Raw genomic sequence first — 24,735 nt, forward strand, 5'->3', positions numbered from 1 at the left:
CGCGGCTTCCACCAGGGAGTCGAAAATGCGACATCAAGCCATTGCGCTCATCGGCGGGTCCGGTTTTATCGGCAGCCATCTCGTCAACGCGCTCGTCGAAGTGGGCAAGGACGTGCGCATCGCCACGCGGCGGCGCTACAACGCGCGTCATCTCACGCTGCTGCCCATCGACGTGATCGAAGCCGATGTGTTCGATCCGGTACAGCTCGCGCGCTTCGTCGAGGGCGCCGATTGTGTGATCAATCTGGTGGGCACGCTGAACGGCAAACGCGGCACGCCGTATGGCCGCGAGTTTGCGCGAATCCATGTCGAACTGCCGACCAGGATCGTCGCGGCCTGCGAGGGCAAAGGCGTGCATCGGCTGATTCATATCAGCGCGCTCGGCGCCGACTCGAACGGCCCGAGCATGTATTCGCGCTCCAAGGGCGATGGCGAGAAGGCGGTGCACGCGGCGAATCTCGCGTGGACGGTGTTCCGTCCGTCAGTCCTGTTCGGTCCCGAAGACCAGTTCCTCAACAAGTTCGCGTTCTTGCAGCGGACGTTCCCGGTGATTCCGCTCGCCATGCCGGACGCGAAGTTCCAGCCGGTCTATGTCGCCGACGTGGCGAAGGCGATCGTCAACGTGCTCGATCTCGACGCGGCCAGCGGCCATACTTACGAACTGGGCGGCCCGACCGTCTACTCGCTCGAGGAGCTCGTCAAATATTGCGGCGATGTGATCGGCCGGCATGCACGCATCATTCGTTTGCCGGAAGCATTGGCGCGCCTGCAAGCGCTGACGTTTGAAATGGCGCCCGGCGAACCGGTGATCTCGCGCGACAATCTCGATTCGATGAAAGTCGACAACGTGTTGAGCGGACCGCTCGCGCCCGAACTCGGCATCGAGCCGGCCAGCATCGAATCGATCGCGCCCGTGTATCTGACCGGCGCGTCGACGCGTTCGCGCTTCGACACGTTTCGCGCCAGCGCCGGACGGTGAGCCTCGTTGATTTCCAACCCTTCTATTCAAGTCAAGCATGAAGCTGATTATCGGTGACAAGAACTATTCGTCGTGGTCGATGCGTCCGTGGCTGCTGCTCAAGCATTTCGGCATCCCGTTCGAGGAGGTGTTGATTCACTTGTACACGCCCGACACGAAGTCGGAGATTCTGGCGCACGCGCCGGCGAGTCCGGGCAAGGTGCCGACGCTGATCGACGAAGAGGGTGCGGCCACGTGGGATTCGCTGGCGATCGCCGAGACGCTGGCCGAACGCTTTGCGCAGCATGCGCTGTGGCCGCGCGATGCGGCGGCGCGCAGCCACGCGCGCAGCGTGAGCGCCGAGATGCACTCCGGTTTCGGCGAATTGCGCTCGAACATGTGGATGAACATTCGCGCGTCGTTCCCGGGCAGGAACGCCACGCCGGCCGTGCTGGCCGACATCTCGCGCATCGAGGCGATCTGGACCGGCTGCCTCGAGACCTACGGCGGGCCGTTCCTGTTCGGCGAGTTCAGCATTGCCGACGCCATGTACGCGCCGGTGGCGATGCGCTTCAATACGTGGCAGCCGCCGTTGTCCGAAGCCGCCTCGGCGTATGTGCGCCGAATTACGGACCTGCCCGCCGTGAAGGCCTGGATCGACGACGCACTGCGTGAAACGCACGCCATTCCTTATCAAGACGTATGCCCATGAACATTTACGCCGTGGGCGGCGCGATCCGCGACGAGTTGTTGGGCGTGCCGGTGCAGGATCGTGATTACGTGGTGGTCGGCGCGACGCCCGAGCAGATGGTGGCGCAGGGCTACCGTCCGGTGGGCAAGGATTTTCCGGTATTCCTGCATCCGCAGACGCACGAGGAGTACGCGCTGGCGCGCACGGAGCGCAAGACCGCGGCGGGCTACCGCGGCTTCCAGGTCTTTTACGCACCGGACGTCACGCTGGAAGAGGATCTCGCGCGCCGTGACTTGACGATCAACGCGATGGCGCGCGAGGTGCGCCCGGATGGGGCGTTGACCGGCCCGGTGATCGATCCGTTCAACGGACAGCGCGATTTGCAGGCGCGGCTCTTCCGTCATGTCAGCGAGGCGTTTCTCGAAGACCCCGTGCGCATTTTGCGGATTGCGCGGTTTGCGGCGCGGTTCGTCGATTTCACGGTCGCGCCGGAAACGCTGGCGCTGATGCGCAAGATGGTCGCCGAGGGCGAGGTGGATGCGCTGGTGGCCGAGCGCGTCTGGCAGGAAGTGTCGCGCGGCTTGATGGAGAGGAAGCCTTCGCGCATGTTCGAGGTGTTGCGCGAGTGCGGCGCATTGGCGCGCATTCTGCCGGAGATCGACGCGCTGTTCGGCGTGCCGCAGCGCGCCGACTATCATCCCGAGGTGGATACGGGCGTGCATGTGATGATGGTGGTCGACCATGCCGCGCAGCAGGGCTATGCATTGACGGTTCGGTTTGCCGCGTTGACGCACGACCTCGGCAAGGCGACCACGCCGATAGATGTGCTGCCGCGGCATATCGGGCATGAGGAGCGCAGCGTGAATCTGCTGAAGCCTCTATGCGAGCGGCTGCGGGTGCCGAACGAATGTCGGGATCTGGCGCTGCTGGTGGCTCGCGAGCACGGCAACATTCATCGCGTGATGGAGATGGGCGCTGCCGCGCTGGTGCGGTTGCTCGAACGCAGCGATGCGCTGCGCAAACCGGCGCGGTTCGCCGAGGCCTTGCAGGCCTGCGAGGCCGATGCGCGCGGGCGGCTCGGGTTTGAGATGCGCGAGTATCCGCAGGCCGAACGATTGCGGATTGCGCTTGTCGCTGCGCGAGGCGTGGATGCCGGTGCTGTTGCTATGCGGATGGCTGATGCGCCTGCTGGCATCAAGGATGCGGTGCATCGGGAGAGAGTTCGGGCTGTTGAGGCGGTGATGGGGGGGTGAGGTTTTTTTGCCCGTGCGGGCTGGTTGGTTGTGCTCCTGGCTTTGTTGGCCTTTCCTTGTTGTCTTAGTGGTCTATTAGCGTTGCCCCTGTGCGGGGCGGCACCTACTTTCTTTGCCGCCGCAAAGAAAGTAGGCAAAGAAAGCGGCTCACACCGCCAGTTCTGAAGCGGGTCTCCTGGCTTGGAGGGGGCAGTGGTGCATCTGGAATCCGTGCCCTCGCACATTCAACGCCCGTGACAAGGCAGTCATTCTTCCGGCGGCGCTGCGCGCGCCGTCGCGGTGCTTCGTCAAATCGCAGGCTGCTTCTGCGGTCAGCAGTACTTCTTCATGTCGTTAGCGCTGCATGCGCGAGTTGCCGCTCGACTGAACACCGTTGAATTGCTGCGCGCGTCGGTGCGCGATCGCACCGTTAGCGCGGCGCCGCGAGCCGCAACCGGCGCCCGGGAACCAGCGACACGTTCGAAACAGCCGCCCGTTTTCGGCGCCACGCCGAGGCGAAGCCGATGGCCCCCGCCGCGCCCAATGAAACCGCTGGTGTGCCGGTAAACCCTTCCGGCAAGCACGCAGTGCGAGGCGGGAAGTATGACAGCCTTGTCACAAGCGTCGAATGTGCAAGGGCACCGATTCCAGATGCACCACGATCCCCTCCAAGCCAGGAGACCCGCTTCAAAGCTGGCGGTGTGAGCCGCTTTCTTTGCCTACTTTCTTTGCGGCGGCAAAGAAAGTAGGTGCCGCCCCGCACAGGGGCAACGCTAATAGACCACTAAGACAACAAGGAAAGGCCAAAACAGCAACAGCACAACCAACCAGCCCCACACGCCCAAGCCCATCTACAAAACCCGAGCAATAATCGACAAAACAACAGACAAAACAAGCGTCGACATAAACGGAAACGGATACTCCCGCCCAAAGATCCGCAATGTGACGTCACCGGGCATCCGCCCAATGCCGATTTTCCTGAGCCACGGCCAGCAGGCCGACAACACCGCGACGGCAATGAAGGTGGTCAACAACCAGCGGATCATCGCGAATCCCTAACGCAAAAAATCACAGGGTATGAATCACAGCGTATGCGAACGGTCGCCATTGGAAAAGGCCCGCAGCGTGTCATCCAGTCCGCGCGAAAACGCGATCACCTTGAACAGTTCGCCCATCTCGGCCTCGGATAACAGCTTCTGCACCGCATTCGCCGCAGGCAAAAACCTCGCCGTATCCGCAGGATCGATCTCCGATAACGCCTCGGTGATCCCCGCATTCAGCAAGAACCGCGCTTGCGACGTAAAGCCGAGCAGATCCGCGCCCGCGTCGATACCGGCTTCGGCGATGCCGGTAAATTCCACGTGCGCGGTCATGTCCTGCAAGCCCGGATAAACGAACGGATCGCCATGCGCGCGGTGCCGGTAATGACACATCAGCGTGCCCTGCGCGCGCTGCGCATGGTAGTACTCGTGACGCGGAAAACCATAGTCGATAAAGAAGGCCGCGCCACGCGCGAGCATCGTGCAAATGGTTCGCGTGAAGGCGCGGGCGGCGTCGTGCGTCTCGGTCACGTAATCGTCGCCGGCCGTTTCGATGTCCGACAGCAGCGCAATGTCCGCAGCCGCCGACACCGGACGATCGTCGAACGCCAAGGTCTGATCGCGCCACACCACGCCGCGCTCGGACCAGGCGCCGCCGCCAGATGCGAAGAGTCGCACGGGCATCGCATCCAGCACCTCGTTGCCGATCACCACGCCTTCGAATCGCTCCGGCAACGCATCGAGCCAGCGAACCTTCGCGGCCAGCGCCGGTGCGGCGGCCTCGATCGTCTCGCGTTGGCGCTCGCGCAATTCACCCGATAAATCCACGATCGAATAGCGCTCGAATGGCGTGCCCAGCGCGTCCAACGCGTTGAGCAAGCCGGCAGCCAGTTTGCCGGTGCCGGCGCCGAATTCCATCACCTCGCGCGTGCCGCTTGCCTGCAAGGCTTCGGCGAGCGGGCGCGCCAGCGTCGCGGCGAAGAGCGGCGACAGTTCGGGCGCGGTGACGAAGTCGCTGCCGTCGTCACCGCGCAGCCCGAATTTGCGGGCGCCGCCGCTGTAATAGCCGAGCCCGGGCGCATACAGCGCGAGTTCCATGTAGCGGTCGAACGGCAGCCAGCCGCCAGCGGCTTCGAGCTCCGCGCGGATTCGCGCGAGCAGCGCTTCCGACTGCGCCAGCGCGCTCGGGCCGGGAGCAGATAAACTAACGGGTTGGTGAGCTTTCGGATTCATCCCCGCATTGTAAATGACCGCCCCTCTGGATACCGCCGCCCCCCGCGCGTCTGAAACGCCGCGCGTCGTGCTGATTACCGGCGCGGCCCGCCGCATCGGCCGGGCGCTCGCGCTCGGCTTCGCAGCGCGTGGCTGGGACGTGGCGGTCCACTACGGCGCCTCGCAAAAGGACGCGCGGGAACTGGTCGCGGAAATCGTGGCGACGGGCCGTCGGGCGGTCGCCTTGCATGCGGAATTGGGCGACGAAGCGCAGGTCGAGCGGCTGTTGCCAGACTGTATCGCCGCGCTGGGCCGGCCGGCATGCATTATCAACAACGCGTCGCGCTTCGAGGAAGACACGGCGCAGAACGTCGGTTACGAACTGCTGCTCAGGCTCACCGCAATGAATCTCGGCGCGCCGCTGGTGCTCGCGCGCATGCTGTTCGAGGCGACGCCGGAGGCTGCGCGCACCGACGAAAGCCAGCGCGGCGTGGTGATCAACGTGCTGGATCAGAAGCTGTACAACATGAATCCGGATTACCTGTCGTACACGCTCTCGAAGGCGGCGTTGCAGACAGCCACGGTGGCCCTGGCGCAGGCGTTGGCGCCGAAAGTGCGGGTGGTCGGGCTCGCGCCCGGCCTCACGATGCAAGCCGCCGATCAAACGCCGGAGGGTTTTGAAGCCGCCCACCGGGTCACGCCCTTGGGCCGTGCGTCGCGGCCGGAGGATATCGTCGCCGCCGCGTTGTATCTCGCGGACGCAGCGGGCGTCACCGGAACGACGCTGGTGGTCGACGGCGGGCAGCATCTCGTGCCGCTGCCGCGCGACGTAATGTTTTTGACGGGCGCCTGAAGCGCGCGGCCCGCCTCGATCGTGGCGGCCGCCGCGCCGTGAAGCGCCCCCTTGCGTGCTCCGCACGCTTTTTTCGACTGGAACGAACATGTTTGCCGCTCTTTCGCATCCCCGGCTCGCCGATTGCCGCCGGCTCTTTCTGCGCAATTACGAAGTGCACATCAACATCGGCGTGCACGACTTCGAAAAGCGCGGCGAACAGCGCGTCGTGATCAACGTCGAACTGTTCGTACCGCTCGCGCTGTCCACGCCGGTGCAGGACAAGCTGCACGAAGTCGTCGACTACGATTTCATGCGCTCCACCATCGCGCGGCGCGTCGAGCAAGGTCATATCCATCTGCAGGAAACGCTCTGCGACGATCTCGTCAAGACCATGCTCGAGCATCCGCAGGTGCGCGCGGCGTGCGTGTCGACCGAAAAGCCCGACGTTTATCCCGACTGCGACGCGGTGGGTGTCGAAGTCTTTCGCATCAAAGAGGATTGAGCCATGAATGCTCCGGAAATCCTGAACGGCGCCGCGCCAGCCGAAGTTGCCGAGGCCACCGAGTCCACGCAAGCCGCCGCGCTCGGCGCAAAGGCCGCTAAGCCCAAGTCGCCGCTCACGCGCCGCGAGCAGAAAGAAGCGTACGAGAACAACAAGCTGTTCAAGCGTCTCGCGCGCCAGGTCGGCGAGGCGATCGGCGACTTCAACATGATCGAGGACGGCGACAAGGTGATGGTCTGCCTGTCCGGCGGCAAGGATAGCTACGCGATGCTGGAGATCCTGATGCGGCTGCGCGAGCGCGCGCCGATCAACTTCGACATCGTCGCGGTGAACCTCGACCAGAAGCAGCCGGGCTTTCCGGAGCACGTGCTGCCCGAATACCTGAAGCAGCTCGACATTCCGTTTCACATCGAGAACCAGGACACGTACAGCATCGTCAAGCGGCTGGTGCCGGAGGGCAAAACCACCTGCTCGCTGTGTTCGCGCTTGCGCCGCGGCATTCTGTACCGCGTCGCGGGCGAACTCGGCGCGACCAAGATCGCGCTCGGCCATCATCGTGACGACATCCTGCAAACGCTGCTGCTGAACATGTTCTACGGCGGCAAGCTGAAAGGCATGCCGCCCAAGCTGCAATCGGACGACGGCAAGAACATCGTGATCCGGCCGCTGGCCTACGTGAAGGAAACCGATCTGGAGAAGTACGCGGAGCTACGCGAATTCCCGATCATTCCGTGCAATCTGTGCGGCAGCCAGCCGAACCTGAAGCGCGCGGAAATGAAGGCGCTGATCCGCGATTGGGAAAAGCGCTTTCCAGGCCGCATCGAGAACATGTTCAACGCGTTGTCGAACATCGTGCCGTCGCATCTGATGGATCACAAGCTGTTCCCGTTCGCCGGGCTGCGCGCAACCGGCGAGGCCGATCCGCAAGGCGACATCGCTTTCGACGAAGAGCCGTGCTCGACCGATACCGGCGAGGGCCCGGCACTCGGCGCATCGAAATCGATCTCGATCGTCCAGTTTGACGATCTTTAACGGAAACGCCCGCGCGCCGGGCGTTTGCGCGCAGTCGAGCATGTCGTAAGGCCGCGTTGGCGGCCTTTGTCGTCAAGGGCTGCGTGATAGAATCGTCGGCTCCAAACTCGTCTATTCGCCGACGCCATGAACATCGTGATTTTGGCGGCAGGCACCGGCAAGCGCATGCGGTCCGCGCTTCCCAAGGTGCTCCATCCCCTGGCCGGCCGGCCGCTCCTCGCTCATGTCATCGACACCGCCCGCGCGTTGAAGCCCACGCGTCTCGTCGTGGTGATCGGCCACGGCGCCGAAGCCGTGCGCCAAGCGGTCGCGGCGCCGGACGTCCAGTTCGCCGTACAGGAGCAGCAACTCGGCACAGGACACGCGGTGCAGCAGGCGTTGCCGCTGCTCGATGCGTCCGCGCCCACGCTGGTGCTATACGGCGACGTGCCGCTCACACGCGCCAGCACCTTGCAGGCGCTCACCGACCGCGCGGGGCAGGGCGGCTATGGCGTGCTCACTGTCACGCTCGAAGACCCCAGCGGCTACGGCCGCATCGTGCGCGATCAGCACGGCAGGGTGTCGCGCATCGTCGAGCAGAAAGACGCCACGCCCGAACAACTGAAGATCGCCGAGATCAACACCGGCATCATCGTCGCACCCACCGAGCGGCTCGGTGATTGGCTCGCGGCGTTGAAGAACGACAATGCGCAAGGCGAGTTCTATCTCACCGACGCGGTCGAGATGGCGATCGAAGCCGGACTCGAAATCGTCACCACGCAGCCGGACCAGGAGTGGGAAACGCTCGGCGTGAACAGCAAGCAGCAGCTTGCCGAACTCGAACGGATTCATCAGCACAACGTGGCCGATGCGTTGCTGGTTGCGGGCGTGACGCTCGCCGATCCGGCGCGCCTCGACGTGCGCGGCACGCTCGAATGCGGCCGCGACGTTTCGATCGACGTGAACTGCGTGTTCGAAGGCCGCGTGACGCTGGCCGACAACGTCACCATCGGGCCCAACTGCGTGATCCGCAATGCGAACATCGGCGCGGGTACGCGCGTCGATGCGTTCACGCATATCGAAGGCGCCGAAGTCGGCGCGAACGTCGTACTGGGACCGTATGCTCGCCTGCGTCCGGGCGCATCGTTGCACGACGAGTCGCACGTCGGCAATTTCGTCGAGGTGAAGAACGCGGTGCTTGGTCACGGCTCGAAGGCGAATCACCTCACCTATATCGGCGACGCGGACATCGGCGCGCGCGTGAATATCGGCGCGGGCACCATCACGTGCAACTACGACGGCGCGAACAAATTCCGCACCATCATTGAAGACGACGTGTTCGTCGGTTCCGACACGCAACTGGTCGCCCCGGTGCGCATCAAGCGCGGCGTCACGATCGCGGCGGGCACCACGGTCTGGAAAGATGTCGAGGCAGACACGCTGGTGCTGAACGACAAGACGCAAACGAGCAAGACGGGCTACGTACGCCCGACCAAAAAGAAGAGCTGATGGGCACGACGCGCGCGCGAGGCGCGCTCCCTGAAACACGGCACTGAAAAGGAATAAGCCATGTGTGGCATTGTCGGCGCGGTTGCGCAACGTAACATCGTTTCGGTCCTGATCGAAGGACTGCGTCGCCTCGAATATCGCGGCTACGATTCCTGCGGCGTCGCCGTGCTCGGCGGCGAGGGGCCGCGCCGCGCGCGCAGCGTCGCGCGCGTGGCCGATCTCGACGACCAGGTGCGCGAAACCCGTCTCGAAGGCATCACGGGTATCGCGCATACGCGCTGGGCCACGCACGGCGCGCCGGTCACGGACAACGCGCATCCGATCTTCTCGAAAGACGCGCTCGCGTTGGTACACAACGGCATCATCGAGAACTACGAGTCGCTGCGCGAAACGTTGCGCGGCAAGGGTTACACGTTCGTCTCGCAGACCGACACAGAGGTTATCGCGCATCTGGTTCATAGCCTGTATCGCGGCGACCTGTTTGCCGCGGTGCGCGAAGCCGTCACGCAATTGCACGGCGCGTATGCGATCGCGGTGCTGCATAAGGACCAGCCGCATACGGTGGTCGGCGCGCGGCAAGGCTCGCCGCTGGTGGTGGGCCTCGGCAACGGCGAAAACTTTCTGGCGTCCGACGCGCTGGCGCTTGCCGGCAGCACTGAACGCTTCATCTTCCTCGAGGAAGGCGACGTTTGCGAACTGTCGCTCGACGGCGTGCGTATCGCCGATCGCGACGGCCATGAAGCGCAGCGCGAGGTGCGTCAGGTGGCGGCATATGGCGGCGCGGTCGAACTCGGCCCGTATCGTCACTTCATGCAGAAGGAAATTTTCGAGCAGCCGCGAGCGATCACCGACACGATTCCGCAGACGGATTCATTCGATACGGCGCTGTTCGGCGAGGGCGCCGACAAGGTGTTCGCGGAGATCGACAGCCTGCTGATCCTCGCGTGCGGCACGAGTTATTACTCGGGGCTGACGGCGAAGTACTGGCTGGAATCGGTCGCAAAGATCCCGACACAGGTGGAAATTGCCAGCGAGTATCGCTACCGCGAGTCGGTGCCGAATCCGAAGTCGCTGGTGGTGGTGATCTCGCAGTCGGGCGAAACGGCGGATACGCTGGCGGCGCTCAAGCACGCGCAGTCGCTGGGACATAAGCACACGCTGGCCGTCTGCAATGTCGGCACGAGCGCGATGGTGCGGCAAACCGCGTTGTCGTTCCTGACGCACGCGGGGCGCGAAATCGGTGTGGCGTCGACGAAGGCATTCACGACGCAACTGGTCGCGCTGTTCGTGCTGGCCGTGACGCTCGCGAAGCTGCGCGGGCAGGTGAGCCGGGAGCAGGAAGCGGAATACCTGAAGCAGTTGCGCCACTTGCCGGCGGCGTTGAATAGCGTGCTGGCGCTCGAGCCGCAGATCATCGCGTGGTCGGAAGAGTTTTCGCGCAAGGAGCATGCGTTGTTCCTCGGGCGCGGCTTGCACTATCCGATCGCGCTCGAAGGTGCGCTGAAGCTCAAGGAGATTTCCTATATTCACGCCGAGGCTTATCCGGCTGGCGAGTTGAAGCACGGGCCGCTCGCGCTCGTCACTGAAGCAATGCCGGTGGTGACGGTCGCGCCGAACGACGCGCTGCTGGAAAAACTGAAGTCGAATATTCAGGAAGTGCGCGCGCGCGGCGGTCAGCTTTATGTATTCGCCGATGCCGATACGAAGATCGTCAACGATGAGGGGCTGCACGTGATCCGCATGCCGGAGCACTATGGCCTGCTGTCGCCGATTCTGCACGTGGTGCCGCTGCAGTTGCTGGCGTATCACACGGCGTGCGCGCGGGGCACGGACGTGGATAAGCCGCGGAACCTGGCGAAGTCGGTTACGGTTGAGTGAAGCGGGCGGTCGTGGCGGAGGCCACGTGTTCGCACCAAATGAAAGCGTTCCGTGGCCTCTCGTAAATGCGTTCCGTGGAGGGGGGCAAAATTCCCTTAAACCGTTGCTGGTCGGGGCGCGGAACGCTTCTACTGTGCTTTGTGTATTCGGCAAAAAATCTAGGCCCGCGACCCCCGGTTTTGAGAGCAATCGCAGGGGGTGAGCCTCCACGGAACGCTTCTTCTTCCCGATATAGGCGTGCTTCAGCTCCTGCAGCAGATTTGCCAGAAAAAACCGGGAGGCGAAGCAGTAGACTGGAACCTCCACGTCCCTCCCAGAGCCCTGAGGATTCGGCTCTTTCCGGCAAATCAGGTGGCGCGTTACCGTGGCAACAGCCTGATGGCTGTCGTCAACGCCGACTGCGCCTGTTTCCTGGCGACACGCGCCCGCACGTAGCCAGCGCGGCACGCAGCGTCAAGGCTAAGGCAACGACCACAGCGCCGGCGGCCGCTAGAGCCACGATGCAGAGGATGATTGCGGCACCGAACTGGTGCGCGTCAAGTTGCGCCACGAAGTGGCCACACGCATCGATGAGCGCGGCGACTTCCATGACACGGAACGTATACCGACGTACCTGCCGCTCTCCCTGTGCCGTTCTTGCTGGTTGCTGCTTGCGCATCTCGTATCACCTTCCCGCCTACCGGCGTTGAATTGAGGTGATGCGGATTTTTTTGCATATCTTCGCTTTCTCCGATAGACCCGCACTGCAGCGAGGCTTTGCGCGCCTTAGCGAGCGTTAGCGCGCCGCATACGGTCTGCCAGGTTCCTCTTCGTGAAGAATTTCACAGTTCCGTCAGCGTCCCACTTGACGCCCTCAGCATCTGCATAGCCAAGCAACGGGGCCGGACGGTTGGCGTCCTGTGCCAGTTTCACAAAGGCGGCCCACACCGAGTGAATGTCGCTCGAGTCTGCGGCTGAGTTCCTGGCCTTTTCAATAACTGCCTTGAGGGGATTACTGCGTGTCCCTATGGCGTGCTTTGTGAGGGACCCGGGTCCCGAGTGGGTTGCTTGGTCTTTCTCGCGTGCTGGCAGTCCGTCTAGTGACCGAATGGCCATGAAGGGTTCTTGCGTCGCGCTATTAACCGACGTATTGGGCCTCGCGAATCGGAACGTGATGCGAGGTTCGTTCTTTTCTAACCACGCGTTCAGGTCGTTCCAGTAAGCTTCCTCGTAAAACGGTCGAACGACCCGGCCGTTCTCGTACAGATACCGCGCCAGCTCGTTCGGGGCATGCATTGGAAGGTCACCACGCTGTGCGGCACCACACAATTTCTCCAGCAGCGCTTCAAATCGCTCGCCGTTCGCGGCAATCTCATTCGCCGCCTCGTCCAAGGTGTAGCGGGCCAAGGCACGCCTTTCGAGTGCTTGGCGAGCAACCTGCTCGGAATGTGCCTTCGTGTCGGTAATCGCTTGCAATGCGCTCTCTCGCTGCGTGCCGCTCATTCGGTCCCACCGTTCACGCGTTAAGCCAAAATAGTCGACAGTTCACGCGCGTCGGGGGTAAGACGATGCTCAAGAATTTTCGGCTGACCGTTGGCGCTGACGCTTCTGTCAGCATCTTCCGCTTTTGCCTTGGCGTGGCGCCACGGCAGGTTGTAGTACTCCAGATACCTCTTTACATCGTCCCGACGAACAAACCCCTTCGTCGTGTCGACCGTTTCTACGCCTTCAGTAGTCACAAGCGACAGGTCACCAGCACTGACCCACCGTGCAATTTGCTGTTTGTGCGCTGCTGATACGTCGCACCATCGCGCCTGCGCGTTCATCATTTCGTCGCTCTCGCGGAACTCGGCTACCAGCGACCACGCCGGACGGTTCTCCGTTGTGTCAAATCTCCTGCGCCACTCATCAAATTGAGCACGGGAACACCGCGCTGGTGGATTACCGCAAATCGAGCGCACGAGCTGCCAGTCGGCACTGGTCAGCGGCTCCTGCTTCGATTGAGTTAGCCCAGGCTCCTGCTTCACCACCGTCTCTTTGAAAATCGTAGTCAGTCGCTCGTCATCCGGTATCGTGACCAATGAAAAGGCAATATGGGCGGCCAGCCACTCAGCGGAAAGCAGTGGAGCAAGCGCAATCACCACCACACCCGAACCGAGCGCGGTTTTCATGTTCTCTCTGTCCGTGTTGAATGCGGGCTCCTCGATGCTTCGCAGCCGGGACGTATCGAAGCCTCTCGCCTGACACCACTTGATGAAATCAAGCGGACGAACCTTGGCCGGTGGATTCTCCTGGCTGCGCCAGATGCCCAGCACGCGCTTTGCCTCGTGAAATGGGTCCTGGCTGCCCATGATGAAGCAGTTGTCGAGTCCAAACGCTCCCTTTTCGGGAATGCGAGTGCATAACTGGCCATCAACAATGGGGGCTTGCAGGCCACAACGAGCATGGTTGCAGCCTCCGGCGTCCAAGTGTCGAACTCCAGATACCGGCTCAGAGTAGTCAGGTTTCTCATTTCTTGACTGAATCCTTCCCCGAACAAATGCGCGGGCTCACGGCGCTCCCAAAGTGTTGCCTGCTCTGCTATCAACTCCGCTGTGGTGACTGGCATAACTTCCGCGGGGGACTCAAGCCGAACCACTATCTTGAACTGCGCAACATATCGCTGTAGCTCTTCGACTGAGACTTCTGAGTTAGTCCGATATTCGTCCGCCGCAAGACGCGTATGTGGCGCAACCACTTTCAAGTCGCCACGACGAATTGCGGCAACGATAGCTTGTCGGTGTTCCTTCTCGGCCTCAAGGCGATTCATGTCCGAAGTTAGCGACGGATTGTTCCAGCAAACGTCCAGAGTCCAGTCCAGTTCGGAACTGTTGGCCTTTTCGATATATGGCCTGACTTCGTCAGCGGTAGCGTGGTCGGACAGCGTCGGCAAGTCCGCCCATAACTGCGTCAGTACCTTTAGGTCGTCGTCATCAATCGGCCAGCCATTCCATTTCGCCGCTTCGCCGACGGCACTGGGACGCGCGGTCTTCGTGAAATACGAAACGGTAAGTGGTTGCCCGTTTGATTCGGGGTGAAGCGCTAGCGCGATGAGTTCCGGGACGTCTGCGGTGGCGACGTACTCCGTGCCCGACGGCAAGACTATCTCATTTGACATTTGCGTTCTTCGTGCGCACACCTTCATTTGGAAGCGGCCCGCTGCAGGAGGCGCGTGAATCAGGTGGACTAGGCGTAGCGGCTCCAGTTACTTTGGCGATGGTTAAGGCCGCGCTGTTGAAGTCGGAATTGACAACAACGCTTGCGTTCTACGCTGCTGGTGCGGTCGCAATAGCTTCAGCGACCCTCCTAATCCTTTGGCTTCAACATGTGTTTGCGACATCCCCCTATTCCTGGGGCGTCGCCCAATTTGCCGACTAATCATGCAACTCTTCTCTAATCCGCTCCAGTTCGAGAACGTCCTCGTCGACGCAGCAGAAAAGACCTTAGGACGAAACGCGGTCACGAGTCGCAATAAACGAATCGGCAGTGATGCGTCAATCTGGGAGCTCGACTATATTTTCGAACCCCAACTGTCCGACGGCAGAGTTTACATTTTCGAATTCAAATACACGTCCTCGCCCACGCTTGCCGACTCGACCGTCCTCACACAATTTGCACGCTTTGAGTCGTTGCGTGATGCAAATGTGGGACGTGGGCTTGGATTCCTTCTGGTCACAAATGGAATAGTGCGTCGAAATTTCGAAATGCCCGAGTCATTCTTCGTTTTGGATGACGTCAAAACCGTAGAAGCGTGGCGGAAAAAAGTCATCGAGTGGGCTCGGAAGGAGGTGCCACAGTGGACGCTGCATTCGGGGTATTCGGGCGGTTGACCGAACAGCATGCTGCGAGCCCTTTAGCATATTAGACTGCCGATAGAGTGGCAGCCTGAGTTCGGCAGTTGAGGAGCAACGAGCACCGAGTGGGAGGCATCTTGGTCGATACGAATCTGCAAGTGACGCAAAAAATTGGGTGCTCCGGCATGGACAACGCCTAGCGGCGGGGTCTATTTCCGGCAGAGCTCGATGTACACGGCGCTCGGAACGCTTTCATTTGATGCAGGGGCTGCGATGCGAATATCGGCCCAGCGTGGGGTCACTAGTTACTTTTGGAAGCCGTCTGCCAAGCGCTAAGCCATGTGGAATAAGGCGTTGGTTCGAGCGGGGGTGTTTCACGGAACACTTTCATTTGCTGCGAACACCACGACTCGCCCCGGCCAACCGGGCGTCCGGACGCGCCGCATGCTCGCCATCGCGGGCACGCTGCTTGCGGCACAAAAGAGCACCATTTTTCAAGGAGGTGAATGATGGGCTCTATCAATCCGCGAAGCGCCACTCGAGGCGGAGCTGACATTGTCGGTGGCGGAATAGGCGAAGGGCCGGGGCCGGACATCATGGCCGCGTCGACGCTCGACGGCAACAAGGTGATGTCTTCGGATGGCGAAGACGTGGGAAAAATTTCAGACATCATGCTTGACGTTCGCAGCGGACGTATCGCCTACGCTGTGCTGTCGGAGGGAGGTTTCCTCGGCATGGGTTCGACCCTGCACGCGATCCCGTGGAACGCGCTGACTCTGGATACGGATCAGAAGTGCTTCTACGTCGACATAGCGGCGCAGCGGCTCAAGGACGATCCAGGCTTCGACAAGGATCACTGGCCTGCCATGGCGGATGCGAAGTGGGGCATGTCGACCCACAGCTACTACAACCGCGAGCCGTACTGGTCAGCCACCCATGAAGTGGTGGAGAGCGACCCGGCTATCAGGCCTAGCGAGCACTGAAAAAACACTGAGGTGTAAAGCTGTTTTGGGCTGACTGTCAGTTTGTCGCCCGGCCTCTATGCCACCGCGTTGAACCGCGGCGGCATAGAGGGATTGCATATGTACGCGGCAACTGAAGCAAATTTCCGGTCTACAGTTCGGGGCGCGCCAGATCGCTGATCACGATGTGTTCGCCATACACCTGCGCCGCCGCGACCGCCTCCAGCTTGGTTGCATACGGCCCGAGTTCCGGTGCCCCGTCGAATGGAAACAGCACGCGGCCATCGGTGGTTCGAACCACTTTCAATACGCCGAAGAAACGCCGGTAGCCGGCCAGTTTCGACGTCGCCAATACTTCGAAATCGTCTTCCGACGCTGCGGGGACGCTGGGAATGAATGCCATCTTGCTCATCACTGAAACGGCTCTGGTTCGTCAAAAGGGCGGCACGTGTGCGAACGGCCAAGGCTACACCCGGTTATCGCGGGAATACCTTCGCCGACGGGCACCATTGTCTCAAATCCCGGCGACAGCCGACTGACCGTGTGGCATGGAGCGAATTCAAACCGGTCGGCCCGCGCCTCAGTCACGCTTGACCGCCGCCTCATGCTCGGCCGCCAGCGCCGCATCCCGCTCGCTCACCCTCACGAAGCTCGGCCGTGAGCAAATGCGACCGGCGTACTCGACCAGTACCGGCGTTTCAGGGACGAGCTTGAACATCATCCCCCAATGCAACGCGATGCCCCACAGGATATCCGCCGCCGACATCGCGTCTCCGAGCAGGTAGCGCGACGTTTGCAACCGGCTCGTCACGGTCCCGAGCATCGAATCGAAGTCGCCATAAGGCGACGTGGAGGGCGGCGCGGGGTCGCGCTTCATCGCTTTGTCGACCAGCGCCGGTTCGTAGCACGCCGCGTAATACACGAGCCATCGCAGATACGGTCCGCGTGACGGATCGTCGAGCGCGGGCGCGAGGCCCGCTTCGGGAAAGAGATCAGCCAGATAGATGAAGATGGCGACCTGCTCGGTCACCAACGCATCGCCGTGGAGAATCGCCGGCACCTTGCCGAGCGGATTGATCGCGAGAAAAGGCGCCTTGCGCTGCTCGCCGGCCTTCATGTTCAACACGTTCAATTGATACGGCGCGCCGAGTTCCTCGAGCAGCGTCAGCGCGCTGACGGAGCGGCATTGCGGCGAATGGAACAGCGTGATCGTGCGGTCTGGGGTCATGGTGTGAGCCTTCCGAATGAGTGCGCGTTGGAAAACCGGCAAGCAGGCTTCGCCGGGCGCACCTATCGTAAGCGTCCATACCTGTCAGCGAGTGTCAGGTATGGCTACACTTGCCGACATGAGAGCCAGCCGCCTTCTTTCCATTTTGATGACATTGCAGGCGCGTGGCCGGGTCACCGCCCAGTCGCTCGCCGACGAATGCGCTGTGTCGTTGCGCACCATCTATCGCGACATCGACGCCCTCAGCGCCGCCGGCGTCCCCGTGCATAGCGAGCGTGGCGCGGAAGGCGGCTACCGGCTACTGGACGGCTACAGGACGCGGCTCAACGGCTTGTCGCCGCAGGAAGCGGAGGCGCTGTTTCTTTCCGGCTTGCCCGGCCCGGTGCAGGCGCTCGGGCTCGGCGCGGTGATGGCCGGCGCGCAAACCAAGCTGCTCGCGGCGCTGCCCGTCGAATTGCGCTCCACCGCCGAGCGCATGCGCTCGCGTTTTCATCTCGACGCGCCGGCGTGGTTCGCCGACGCCGATCAGCCCGCGCATCTGCCGCTGATCGCGCGCGCGGTGTGGGAGCAGCATCCGCTGCGGATTCGCTATCAGAGCTGGAAAGCCGAAAAAGTCCGGCGGATAGAACCGCTCGGCGTCGTGCTGAAAGGCGGGGCGTGGTACGTGGTCGGGCGCGTGGACGCGGATATTCGCATCTATCGCATTTCGCGCATTCTCGAATTGACCCTGATCGACGAAACCTTCGAGCGGCCGCCCGCGTTCGAACTCGCCGAGTACTGGCGGGACAGCACGCAGCGGCTCTCCGCGGAGATGCATGCGAGCGAAGCAACGCTGCGGCTGTCTCCGTGGGGCATGCGGATGCTGGAAGCCTTCACTTCGCCGTTCGCGCGCTCGGCCGCGACAATCGGCGAGCCCGATCCCACCGACGGCTGGCGCACCGTGACGCTGCCGGTCGGCTCGGTGAGGCAGGCGTGCGCGGAATTGCTGCGCTTCGGCGCCGAAGCCGAGGTACTGGCGCCGCCCGAATTGCGCGCGCAAATGTGCGAAACGGTGGCAGCGCTGAACCGTCGCTACGCGAAGTAAAGGCGTGGGGTTCATCGGTCGCGGCTGCGATCATCGACTATTATTCCTACGATAAAACTCGTCTGTTCGGTGCCTATTTTTCGGGCAGGGCTATAATGCGCGCTTTCTTTTTCTCCCGTCTTCCGTTATGAGCCGGTTCCTTTGCCTGATCATGCTTTCGTTCGGTCTGATCCAAACCGCCGTCGCCGACGACAACACCGATCGCATGTCCGCGTATCTCACGCAAAAATTCGGTCTCGCAACGGAGAAGGCGCAAAAGATCTCCGACGCGGTGCAATCCGCCGCTTCCAAATACTCTTTGCCGCCGGCGCTTTTGCTGGCGATCATTTCCATCGAGTCCCGCTTCAAGGAAAAAGCCCGGGGCGCCAACGGCGCAACCGGGCTGATGCAAGTGGTGCCGGGCGCTCATCGGGGGCTGCTGAGGAACGTCAAGGACCTCACCGAGCCGACCACGAACATCGAAGTGGGCTCGGCAATCCTGTACGGCTACATGCGCTCCGCCAACGGCGACATGGACGCGGCGCTCAAAAGCTACGGCGGGTCGAAGGCGTATGCGCAAAAGGTGAGCTTGCGGGTTCAGGACTTTGCCGCGCTCGCGCCTGAACCGGGCACCGCCCGGCGTGCAGACGCGCGAGCCGCCAGATGCGACGCTGGGCCGGCCGACCGTTGTGCGGCACCGGACAACTGGGCCAACGCCTTTACCGTGCCGGCCGTCGATAGCAGTGGAATTGCCGGCTCGGTGAAACCGTCGACTGGATCGTCCGCCGCGTCGAACTGAGCGACGCTCCGCCCTCTTTTTGCGTTGCCGTGGCTTGGGCTGCGGTAATCGGCCGTCACGCCAAATAAGGCGCGAAGCGCGCTGCGCGCTTTTTACGCACGGCCGGCAACCCGCTCTACAATGCATTCCCACTGCGTTTTCGCAGCCCCCCCTTCAGATCGACCATGTTGACCTCGTTTTCCAAAGCCACCTTCGCCTCGCTGCTTGGCTTGCTGATCCTTGCCGCTTGCAGCAGCACCCCGCAGCCCAAATTCCAGCAGGAATTGTTTGAAACGGGCGCGAGTCCGTACGCACGCAATTTCAACTCGAACACGACCGATACCTGCGAAGCCGCGCGCCGCGCCCTGTTGAGTCAGGGCTACCTGACGACGATGACGCGCACCGATACCGTCGACGGAACGAAGAACTTCCAGCCGAGCGGCGATACCCACGTCGTAGTCGAATTTCATGTGGTTTGCACGCCGGGGGAAGAGGCGAGCGATACCAGCATCGTCTATGTGAATGCCGTGCAGAACGGCTTTGCGCTGAAGAAGAGCGATACGTCGGCGAGCGTCGGACTGAGTGTGCTGGGTTCGCTCTCACTGCCGATCCGCTCGAACAGCGACGCGATGGTGAAGATTTCAAGCGAGACGATTCCGTCGGGCAAGTTTTACGACCGCTTTTTCGGCCTCGTCGATCACTATCTGCAAACCGTGGTGCGCACGCAGGCGGTGCCGACCAACCGTATCGAAAGCCGTTTGTTGCCGGTTCCTGTCGAAGCGCCGGCTCTCGCGCCGGTTGCCGCGATGCCCGATCCAATCGGCAAGGCTGCTTCTGTGGAGCCTGCGAGCGGAACGCGCGTGGTGCCTTGAGGCGACTTCGTCCACTGGGTTTCGCTGACCGAGCAGCCTTCAAACTACGCACGCCCACGTGACTTATCCTTTTTGTTTATCTCGTGTGTATACGTATGTAGTAATAGTTAACAAGGGCGAAAGCCTTCTGTGGACAACTGTCAAATTGTCCATCGCATCAACGTCATCCGAAATACATAACCCTGCGGACTGCGCCAGTAGAAAAACTACAAGAGCGGGATAACTATGTCCGCGCTAGCTCACCGATCCGTTTTATCCAGATTCCGCGCACACACTATCCCGGCGCTGTCCCGAAGTTATTCATAGGCAAATGTGGATAACTTGCATGTCGACCTCATATTTATTCCAGGCGGCGGCGTAGCTTTTTACACGTGTCGAGCGCTCGCGAGCGCACAGACGGCGACGAGGCGGCCGCGCACATTGGACCTGGTCGGTATGAAGATTGCGTGTCTGTTTATGCAAGCGCAACCGTTGCTATTTAGTCAAAACCATTTCAGCGACGCCCGATTCAGGCATAGAGTTAAAGTGTTTTATGAGGTTCTTGGTGCAGTGCGGGGGTGTGTCATGAAACGCAGAACAGCACGACAACTGGTTCGTCTTCTCTCGGATATCCGGCATGCCGCGCATTGCAGTACGCTGCGCGCGGCTGCCACCAATCGGACGATGGCCCTTGCCGCCGCCGAACGCGACGCGGATGCGGCCAACGACGCGGCAAGCGACGAAAGCGCCGAAACCGCGCGTGACGTCCGCGAGGACAAGCCGGCCCGGAGTGGATCATGAGAGCCGCGAGCGAACAATCGCTGCGTTTTCTGGTTGAGAAATGGCTCGCGCCGGAGCCCTCGGCGCCGGTTCACGTCACCGAATTCAGCCGCACGCGGCTGGGCGGCCGGCGTTATGTGCGCGTCGAAACCTCCGTTGAAGGCGGCTCGCGCGGGTTGTTCTTCTTTCGTCACGACGACGGTTGCTGGTGTGTATTTCCGCCAACCGCGGACACGCCAAGATTTTTCGCGCATCCGCGCGCTGCGTAGCTCGCGGCTTTCTTCGGAAAGCGATTGGCGGCGGCCCCTCCACGGCTATCCCTTCACACACACCACCTGCCGCAGCGTGTGCACCACTTCGACGAGGCTGCGCTGCGCGGCCATCACTGCGTCGATGTCCTTGTAGGCCATCGGGATTTCGTCGATCACGCCCGCGTCCTTGCGGCATTCGACGTGCGCGGTCGCCTTGATCTGATCGTCGACGGAAAAGCGCCGCTTGGCTTCCGTGCGGCTCATCGAGCGCCCCGCGCCGTGGCTGCACGAGCAGAAGCTTTCGGCGTTGCCGAGACCGCGCACGATAAAACTTTTCGCGCCCATCGAACCCGGAATGATGCCGAGCTGACCCTTCTGCGCCGACACCGCCCCTTTACGCGTGACCAGAATCTCCGACCCGAAGTGACGCTCCTTCTGCACGTAGTTGTGGTGGCAGTTCACCGCGTGCTCATCGAGCGAAAACGGCTTGGCGATCACCGACCGCGCCGCACGGACCACCGCGTCCATCATCAGTTCGCGATTGCGCCGCGCATAGTCCTGAGCCCAGCCGACCGCTTGCACGTAATCGTCGAAGTGCGCGCTGCCTTCCTCGAAGTAGGCAAGATTGCGGTCCGGCAGGTTGGCGATGTGCTGCCGCATGTCCGCCTGCGCCAGTTCGATGAACAGGTTGCCGATCGCGTTGCCGACGCCGCGCGAGCCGCTGTGCAGCATGAACCACACCGAGTTTGCTTCGTCGACGCACACTTCCACGAAGTGATTGCCGGTGCCGAGCGTACCCAGATGCACATAGTTGTTGGTCCGCGCGAGTTTCGGATATTTGTCGACGATGCGTTTGAAGCCTTCGGCGAGCGCTTTCCATGCAACGTCGACCGGCTGCGGCGGCCGATCCCACGCGCCTGGATCGCGCCGGCCCGGCGCACGGCCGTGCGGCACCGCGCGTTCGATCGCGCTGCGCAGACCCGCGAGCGAGTCCGGCAGATCGGCGGCGTTGAGCGTGGTGCGCGCGGCCATCATGCCGCAGCCGATATCCACGCCGACCGCAGCCGGAATGATCGCGCCGAGCGTCGGAATCACGCTGCCGATCGTGGAGCCTTTGCCTGCGTGCACGTCGGGCATGACGGCCAGGTGCCTGAAAATGAACGGCAGTTTCGCGGTGTGGGCGAGTTGGTCGCGTGCGAAGTCGTCGACGGCGACGCCTTCGGTCCACATTTTCACCGGCTTGCCGTCCGCTACTTCCATCAGTTGGTAATCCATTTTGCTTCTCTCTCCAATCGATGCGGCCGCGCTTTCCGCGCGGCCGTCCAGCTATGACGCTTGCGCGCCCTCGGGCGACTGGCGGCGCCCTCACGAAGCTTGACCACGCTACAGACGAAGCATGAAGCGGGCGCGGAGCTTCGCGCTCACGTGCGCGTCACCGCATGGTCCAAGCGAACGCGGATCGAAACGCGCGCACCGCATCGAGCGACTCGCGCGATAATCGCGCAGCGGCCATGCAACCTCCGACACCACCGACCACCGGGCCGGCCCGACTTCCAGGCACATGCAATGGACGAGAAAGACTGGATCGCCGGCGCCGCGAAGGCGTTGGCGATCATCGAAGCATTCGACGAAGAACATGCGCGCATGACGCCGACCGCCGTGGCCGCTCGCGCGGGTCTGTCGCGCACGGCGGCGCGCCGCTATCTGCTGACCTTGCACGAACTCCGTTACGTCGACACCGACGGCAAGCTGTTCTGGCTCGCGCCGCGTGTGTTGCGGCTCGGCCAGTCGTACCTGGATTCGGCGCGCTTGCCGCGCACCGTGCAGCCGTTTCTTCAGCGCATCACCGCGACGGTTCAGGAAACCGCGCTGGTCGCGATCCTCGATGAACACGATGTGGTCTACGTCGCGCGCAACGGCGTGAACCGGGCGATGGCGGTCGGCTTCGTGCTGGGCTCGCGGGCGCCTGCGCCGTTGTCGTCGGCGGGCCTGGTGCTGCTGGCGTTTCAGGCGCCCGAGAGCATCGAGCAGTGGCTCGCGTCCTATCCCATCAAGGTGTTCACGCCGCACACCTATTCGACCATCGAGCGCTTGCGCGAAGTGCTCGGCGAAATCCGCCGCAATGGCTACGTGGTCACCGATCAGCAACTGGAGTTGGGCGTGCGTGGTGTCGCGGTGCCTTTGCGTGACCGGCATGGTGCGGTGGTGGCGGCCATTAGCGTCAGCATGCCGATCGGCGACGAGTCGGCGAAAGCCGCGCTGCATCGTGTCCTACCGACCTTGCAGGAAACCGCCAGTCTGCTGCGCAACCTGGTTTGACTGCGGCCAGGTAATTTTCTTGAGATAGGGGCTTAATGAGTGAAAGCATCCCGAAAGCAAGCTGTCTCGCGGAAAATACATATCGGGTATTGCGCATGACAAACCGCCTACAACTGGGTAATACTCTCCCGCGGGGAGCGGCGGGGGTTCTAACCGCAGCCGCTTCACCGTGCAGCTAATTCATTCACATCGACTCAGTCGTCCAGGTTTGGGGAACAACACATGAAAAAAGTTATCGTCTCGCTCGCAGCAGCATCGATCGCACTGGTTTCCGTTCAAGCTTTCGCACAGGCATCGGACGCAGCCGCACCGGCCGCTGCAGCTAGCGCGCCGAAGAAGCACCACGTGAAGAAGCTGAAGTCGCATGGCAAGCGCGCTCCGGTTGCGGCCGCAGCGTCGGCAGCCGGCACGAACGACAAGGGCACGCAGAACTAAGCTGACGCCCGGCGCGCCGCGCAAAGCGCGGTTGCCGGGTGGTTCGGATTAAGGCATCGCCAGCAAAAAGGCCAGAGCGCGTACTCTGGCCTTTTTGCATGACAGCGGTGTTTTTTGCGGGTTTTCCGCAGATCGGTGCTTGCGCGACGCATTCGACGGCGCCTTGTCACGGCTCGAAAAGCGCGAGCCCGGCACCCACGCTAGCTAAGCGTGGCCTGTCACCGCTCAGCCCGCGAGGCCGCGCTTGATGACTTCGTTCAGCAGTCCGGTCATGCCTTCGGGATGGGTGGCCGCCCGCTCTTTCAGCTCAGCGACCAACTCGCCGTTCAGCTTGCACGCGAATGCAACCAGGCCCTGTGCCTGATCGAGCTTGCGCTGCTCGCGACGATCGAGCTTCGGCTCCGCGGCAGCGGCCTTTCCGAAGCGATCGGCGGTCGACAGCTTCATTGCGTTGTTCAGCTTGAGTGCCTTGTTCTTTTCAAGGTCGGTTTTTTTCATCGCCATACGGAAGGCCTCTGCCAGATAAGTAATCCCGCATTGTACGCACCGCGCGAGGCGTCGAGCGCGCGGCGCCGATTACGCGTCTGGACGGTGCGCAAGACGCGGCCAGCAACCTCACGCGGACGCGTTCCGCGCGCCCGCCACGCTATCCATCAACGCGCGCATTCGTTGCCAGTGCGTGCCTTCCCAGAACACGCGCCGGCACACGTCGCAGGTGACGAACTGGCTGTGCCGTTCCAGCACGCCGTCGGGTGCGCGCGCGCCGACTTCTTCCCTGGCGATGCGCCGCAGCGGCGCGTTGCACATCAGGCACAGACGGAACGGCTGCGCGCTGCCCGCCAGATCGAGCCGCTCGAACACCTCGCGCAACTGCTCGCGAGGCCTCAGTGTACGAACGTAGCAGCCGTGCGTGATGCTGCGGCGTTTCAGCAGTTCGCGGTCGCGTGTCAATACGATGCGCTGTTGCGCGACGGCGAGGGTTTCGATATCGGCGTCGGCGTAATGGTTGTCGAACAGCGTATCGAAGCCGGCAAGCCGCAACAGCGGTGCGAGACCGCCGAGATGCGCGTCGGCGATGAAGCGCATCACTCGCAGCGGCCGTTCGCGCACGCGCAGGAGCGGCTGGATGTCGAGCGCTTCGAACTTCGGATAGACGGCGACGCGATCGCCGTCCGACAGCGGATGATCGAAACCGACCGACTCGCCGTTCACGAGAATCAACTCGACCTCGGTATGCGGCACGCCTAGCGCCTCGATCATGTGCTTCGCGCTTGCGCCGCGCGCGCAGGCGTAGCTGAACGCGCGCCGGCGCAGCGGCCGGGCGAGAAAATCGTTCAGCTCCTCATAGAAGCGGAATGTCGCGGTCACCATCGCAGCAGTATCGCACC

The 24,735-nt window shown here is 62.3% G+C and carries 26 protein-coding genes; 17 read left to right on the forward strand and 9 right to left on the reverse strand.

All coding sequences use genetic code 11. From position 1 onward, the window contains the following. Nucleotides 1-25: 25 nt before the first annotated feature. Genes ACTJLC_RS23405 through ACTJLC_RS23415 form a run of 3 tightly spaced genes read left to right on the forward strand, consistent with a single transcriptional unit; the run spans nt 26 to nt 2,902 of the window. Nucleotides 26-979 carry a complex I NDUFA9 subunit family protein gene (locus tag ACTJLC_RS23405; protein WP_073427719.1) on the forward strand — a complete coding sequence of 318 codons (954 nt, stop codon included), beginning with the start codon at nt 26-28 and terminating at the stop codon, nt 977-979. A gap of 37 nt (nt 980-1,016) precedes the next feature. Next, nucleotides 1,017-1,670 carry a glutathione S-transferase family protein gene (locus ACTJLC_RS23410; protein WP_440845270.1) on the forward strand — a complete coding sequence of 218 codons (654 nt, stop codon included), beginning with the start codon at nt 1,017-1,019 and terminating at the stop codon, nt 1,668-1,670. Continuing rightward, nucleotides 1,667-2,902: a multifunctional CCA addition/repair protein gene (locus tag ACTJLC_RS23415; protein WP_440845272.1), complete on the forward strand. Its 1,236-nt coding sequence runs from the start codon at nt 1,667-1,669 to the stop codon at nt 2,900-2,902. The genes ACTJLC_RS23410 and ACTJLC_RS23415 overlap by 4 nt, the downstream gene beginning before the upstream one ends. Before the next feature lie 830 nt (nt 2,903-3,732). Here ACTJLC_RS23415 and ACTJLC_RS23420 read toward each other — a convergent pair. Both ACTJLC_RS23420 and ACTJLC_RS23425 read right to left on the reverse strand, forming a co-directional pair. Continuing rightward, a complete protein-coding gene (locus tag ACTJLC_RS23420) occupies nt 3,733-3,888 on the reverse strand; it encodes a DUF2905 domain-containing protein (protein WP_227470913.1) in 156 nt (51 codons plus the stop codon). Nucleotides 3,889-3,963: 75 nt separating this feature from the next. After that, on the reverse strand, nt 3,964-5,154 hold the full coding sequence (locus ACTJLC_RS23425; RefSeq protein WP_440845274.1) for a class I SAM-dependent methyltransferase: 1,191 nt from the start codon (nt 5,152-5,154) through the stop codon (nt 3,964-3,966). A 13-nt stretch (nt 5,155-5,167) separates the two neighbouring features. Here ACTJLC_RS23425 and ACTJLC_RS23430 point away from each other — a divergent pair, with 13 nt between their 5' ends. From ACTJLC_RS23430 to glmS, 5 genes are all read left to right on the forward strand, one after another. Continuing rightward, nucleotides 5,168-5,986 carry an SDR family oxidoreductase gene (locus ACTJLC_RS23430; protein ID WP_440845276.1) on the forward strand — a complete coding sequence of 273 codons (819 nt, stop codon included), beginning with the start codon at nt 5,168-5,170 and terminating at the stop codon, nt 5,984-5,986. Nucleotides 5,987-6,074: 88 nt separating this feature from the next. Beyond that, nucleotides 6,075-6,470 (forward strand): dihydroneopterin aldolase, encoded by a 396-nt coding sequence (locus ACTJLC_RS23435; protein WP_073432945.1) that lies wholly within the window; start codon nt 6,075-6,077, stop codon nt 6,468-6,470. Between the two features lie 3 nt (nt 6,471-6,473). Continuing rightward, nucleotides 6,474-7,502, forward strand: a complete 1,029-nt coding sequence (gene ttcA / locus ACTJLC_RS23440) for a tRNA 2-thiocytidine(32) synthetase TtcA (RefSeq protein WP_310131385.1) — start codon at nt 6,474-6,476, stop codon at nt 7,500-7,502. Between the two features lie 126 nt (nt 7,503-7,628). Further along, nucleotides 7,629-8,990: a bifunctional UDP-N-acetylglucosamine diphosphorylase/glucosamine-1-phosphate N-acetyltransferase GlmU gene (gene glmU / locus ACTJLC_RS23445; protein ID WP_440845279.1), complete on the forward strand. Its 1,362-nt coding sequence runs from the start codon at nt 7,629-7,631 to the stop codon at nt 8,988-8,990. Between the two features lie 60 nt (nt 8,991-9,050). Beyond that, nucleotides 9,051-10,868 carry a glutamine--fructose-6-phosphate transaminase (isomerizing) gene (gene glmS / locus ACTJLC_RS23450; RefSeq protein ID WP_440845281.1) on the forward strand — a complete coding sequence of 606 codons (1,818 nt, stop codon included), beginning with the start codon at nt 9,051-9,053 and terminating at the stop codon, nt 10,866-10,868. 765 nt (nt 10,869-11,633) lie between these two features. Here the strand turns inward: glmS and ACTJLC_RS23455 are convergent. Beyond that, a complete protein-coding gene (locus ACTJLC_RS23455; protein ID WP_440845283.1) occupies nt 11,634-12,350 on the reverse strand; it encodes a hypothetical protein in 717 nt (238 codons plus the stop codon). A gap of 20 nt (nt 12,351-12,370) precedes the next feature. After that, the gene (locus tag ACTJLC_RS23460; RefSeq protein WP_440845285.1) at nt 12,371-13,315 is read right to left on the reverse strand and encodes a hypothetical protein; all 945 of its coding nucleotides are present in this window, start codon (nt 13,313-13,315) and stop codon (nt 12,371-12,373) included. A 951-nt stretch (nt 13,316-14,266) separates the two neighbouring features. Between ACTJLC_RS23460 and ACTJLC_RS23465 the strand changes: the two genes are divergently transcribed. Next, a complete protein-coding gene (locus tag ACTJLC_RS23465; RefSeq protein WP_440845287.1) occupies nt 14,267-14,716 on the forward strand; it encodes a hypothetical protein in 450 nt (149 codons plus the stop codon). 473 nt (nt 14,717-15,189) lie between these two features. Beyond that, nucleotides 15,190-15,663 (forward strand): PRC-barrel domain-containing protein, encoded by a 474-nt coding sequence (locus tag ACTJLC_RS23470; RefSeq protein WP_073432204.1) that lies wholly within the window; start codon nt 15,190-15,192, stop codon nt 15,661-15,663. 130 nt (nt 15,664-15,793) lie between these two features. Here the strand turns inward: ACTJLC_RS23470 and ACTJLC_RS23475 are convergent, their stop codons facing one another. Continuing rightward, entirely contained in the window at nt 15,794-16,054 is a 261-nt protein-coding gene (locus ACTJLC_RS23475) for a DUF6723 family protein (protein WP_154875216.1), read from the reverse strand. Nucleotides 16,055-16,222: 168 nt separating this feature from the next. Continuing rightward, nucleotides 16,223-16,870 (reverse strand): glutathione S-transferase family protein, encoded by a 648-nt coding sequence (locus ACTJLC_RS23480; protein WP_440845290.1) that lies wholly within the window; start codon nt 16,868-16,870, stop codon nt 16,223-16,225. A 100-nt stretch (nt 16,871-16,970) separates the two neighbouring features. Here ACTJLC_RS23480 and ACTJLC_RS23485 point away from each other — a divergent pair, with 100 nt between their 5' ends. The 5 genes from ACTJLC_RS23485 (at nt 16,971) to ACTJLC_RS23505 (ending at nt 20,611) form a co-directional block, all read left to right on the forward strand. Beyond that, on the forward strand, nt 16,971-17,954 hold the full coding sequence (locus tag ACTJLC_RS23485; protein ID WP_440845292.1) for a helix-turn-helix transcriptional regulator: 984 nt from the start codon (nt 16,971-16,973) through the stop codon (nt 17,952-17,954). A gap of 127 nt (nt 17,955-18,081) precedes the next feature. Continuing rightward, nucleotides 18,082-18,732, forward strand: a complete 651-nt coding sequence (locus ACTJLC_RS23490; protein WP_440845294.1) for a lytic transglycosylase domain-containing protein — start codon at nt 18,082-18,084, stop codon at nt 18,730-18,732. Between the two features lie 164 nt (nt 18,733-18,896). After that, on the forward strand, nt 18,897-19,583 hold the full coding sequence (locus tag ACTJLC_RS23495; RefSeq protein WP_310131399.1) for a DUF2242 domain-containing protein: 687 nt from the start codon (nt 18,897-18,899) through the stop codon (nt 19,581-19,583). Nucleotides 19,584-19,904: 321 nt separating this feature from the next. Continuing rightward, nucleotides 19,905-20,363, forward strand: coding sequence for a hypothetical protein (locus tag ACTJLC_RS23500; protein ID WP_440845296.1), 459 nt, complete (start codon nt 19,905-19,907; stop codon nt 20,361-20,363). Continuing rightward, on the forward strand, nt 20,360-20,611 hold the full coding sequence (locus ACTJLC_RS23505; protein ID WP_073432174.1) for a hypothetical protein: 252 nt from the start codon (nt 20,360-20,362) through the stop codon (nt 20,609-20,611). Before ACTJLC_RS23500 ends, ACTJLC_RS23505 begins: the two co-directional genes overlap by 4 nt. Nucleotides 20,612-20,656: 45 nt before the next feature. Here the strand turns inward: ACTJLC_RS23505 and ACTJLC_RS23510 are convergent, their stop codons facing one another. Next, entirely contained in the window at nt 20,657-21,868 is a 1,212-nt protein-coding gene (locus ACTJLC_RS23510) for an RtcB family protein (protein ID WP_310131402.1), read from the reverse strand. 291 nt (nt 21,869-22,159) lie between these two features. On the opposite strand from ACTJLC_RS23510, the gene ACTJLC_RS23515 reads away from it, so the two are divergent. After that, a complete protein-coding gene (locus tag ACTJLC_RS23515; RefSeq protein ID WP_073432176.1) occupies nt 22,160-22,912 on the forward strand; it encodes an IclR family transcriptional regulator domain-containing protein in 753 nt (250 codons plus the stop codon). A gap of 222 nt (nt 22,913-23,134) precedes the next feature. Continuing rightward, on the forward strand, nt 23,135-23,347 hold the full coding sequence (locus ACTJLC_RS23520) for a hypothetical protein (RefSeq protein WP_006052583.1): 213 nt from the start codon (nt 23,135-23,137) through the stop codon (nt 23,345-23,347). 225 nt (nt 23,348-23,572) lie between these two features. Here the strand turns inward: ACTJLC_RS23520 and ACTJLC_RS23525 are convergent, their stop codons facing one another. After that, complete coding sequence (locus ACTJLC_RS23525) at nt 23,573-23,851, reverse strand: hypothetical protein (RefSeq protein WP_073432177.1); 279 nt, start codon at nt 23,849-23,851, stop codon at nt 23,573-23,575. 111 nt (nt 23,852-23,962) lie between these two features. Further along, entirely contained in the window at nt 23,963-24,718 is a 756-nt protein-coding gene (locus ACTJLC_RS23530) for a Mut7-C RNAse domain-containing protein (protein ID WP_073432178.1), read from the reverse strand. Between the last annotated feature and the right edge of the window lie 17 nt (nt 24,719-24,735).

Source organism: Paraburkholderia sp. 22099, from assembly GCF_052045835.1.
Lineage (GTDB): Bacteria > Pseudomonadota > Gammaproteobacteria > Burkholderiales > Burkholderiaceae > Paraburkholderia > Paraburkholderia terricola.

Coding starts and splice junctions, on each gene's coding strand:
- ACTJLC_RS23405 (WP_073427719.1), top strand. CDS start 26: ATGCGACATCAAGCCATTGCGCTCATCGGCGGGTCCGGTTTTATCGGC.
- ACTJLC_RS23410 (WP_440845270.1), top strand. CDS start 1,017: ATGAAGCTGATTATCGGTGACAAGAACTATTCGTCGTGGTCGATGCGT.
- ACTJLC_RS23415 (WP_440845272.1), top strand. CDS start 1,667: ATGAACATTTACGCCGTGGGCGGCGCGATCCGCGACGAGTTGTTGGGC.
- ACTJLC_RS23425 (WP_440845274.1), bottom strand. CDS start 5,154: ATGAATCCGAAAGCTCACCAACCCGTTAGTTTATCTGCTCCCGGCCCG.
- ACTJLC_RS23430 (WP_440845276.1), top strand. CDS start 5,168: ATGACCGCCCCTCTGGATACCGCCGCCCCCCGCGCGTCTGAAACGCCG.
- ACTJLC_RS23435 (WP_073432945.1), top strand. CDS start 6,075: ATGTTTGCCGCTCTTTCGCATCCCCGGCTCGCCGATTGCCGCCGGCTC.
- ttcA (WP_310131385.1), top strand. CDS start 6,474: ATGAATGCTCCGGAAATCCTGAACGGCGCCGCGCCAGCCGAAGTTGCC.
- glmU (WP_440845279.1), top strand. CDS start 7,629: ATGAACATCGTGATTTTGGCGGCAGGCACCGGCAAGCGCATGCGGTCC.
- glmS (WP_440845281.1), top strand. CDS start 9,051: ATGTGTGGCATTGTCGGCGCGGTTGCGCAACGTAACATCGTTTCGGTC.
- ACTJLC_RS23455 (WP_440845283.1), bottom strand. CDS start 12,350: ATGAGCGGCACGCAGCGAGAGAGCGCATTGCAAGCGATTACCGACACG.
- ACTJLC_RS23465 (WP_440845287.1), top strand. CDS start 14,267: ATGCAACTCTTCTCTAATCCGCTCCAGTTCGAGAACGTCCTCGTCGAC.
- ACTJLC_RS23470 (WP_073432204.1), top strand. CDS start 15,190: ATGGGCTCTATCAATCCGCGAAGCGCCACTCGAGGCGGAGCTGACATT.
- ACTJLC_RS23475 (WP_154875216.1), bottom strand. CDS start 16,054: ATGAGCAAGATGGCATTCATTCCCAGCGTCCCCGCAGCGTCGGAAGAC.
- ACTJLC_RS23480 (WP_440845290.1), bottom strand. CDS start 16,870: ATGACCCCAGACCGCACGATCACGCTGTTCCATTCGCCGCAATGCCGC.
- ACTJLC_RS23485 (WP_440845292.1), top strand. CDS start 16,971: ATGGCTACACTTGCCGACATGAGAGCCAGCCGCCTTCTTTCCATTTTG.
- ACTJLC_RS23490 (WP_440845294.1), top strand. CDS start 18,082: ATGAGCCGGTTCCTTTGCCTGATCATGCTTTCGTTCGGTCTGATCCAA.
- ACTJLC_RS23495 (WP_310131399.1), top strand. CDS start 18,897: ATGTTGACCTCGTTTTCCAAAGCCACCTTCGCCTCGCTGCTTGGCTTG.
- ACTJLC_RS23505 (WP_073432174.1), top strand. CDS start 20,360: ATGAGAGCCGCGAGCGAACAATCGCTGCGTTTTCTGGTTGAGAAATGG.
- ACTJLC_RS23510 (WP_310131402.1), bottom strand. CDS start 21,868: ATGGATTACCAACTGATGGAAGTAGCGGACGGCAAGCCGGTGAAAATG.
- ACTJLC_RS23515 (WP_073432176.1), top strand. CDS start 22,160: ATGGACGAGAAAGACTGGATCGCCGGCGCCGCGAAGGCGTTGGCGATC.
- ACTJLC_RS23520 (WP_006052583.1), top strand. CDS start 23,135: ATGAAAAAAGTTATCGTCTCGCTCGCAGCAGCATCGATCGCACTGGTT.
- ACTJLC_RS23525 (WP_073432177.1), bottom strand. CDS start 23,851: ATGGCGATGAAAAAAACCGACCTTGAAAAGAACAAGGCACTCAAGCTG.
- ACTJLC_RS23530 (WP_073432178.1), bottom strand. CDS start 24,718: ATGGTGACCGCGACATTCCGCTTCTATGAGGAGCTGAACGATTTTCTC.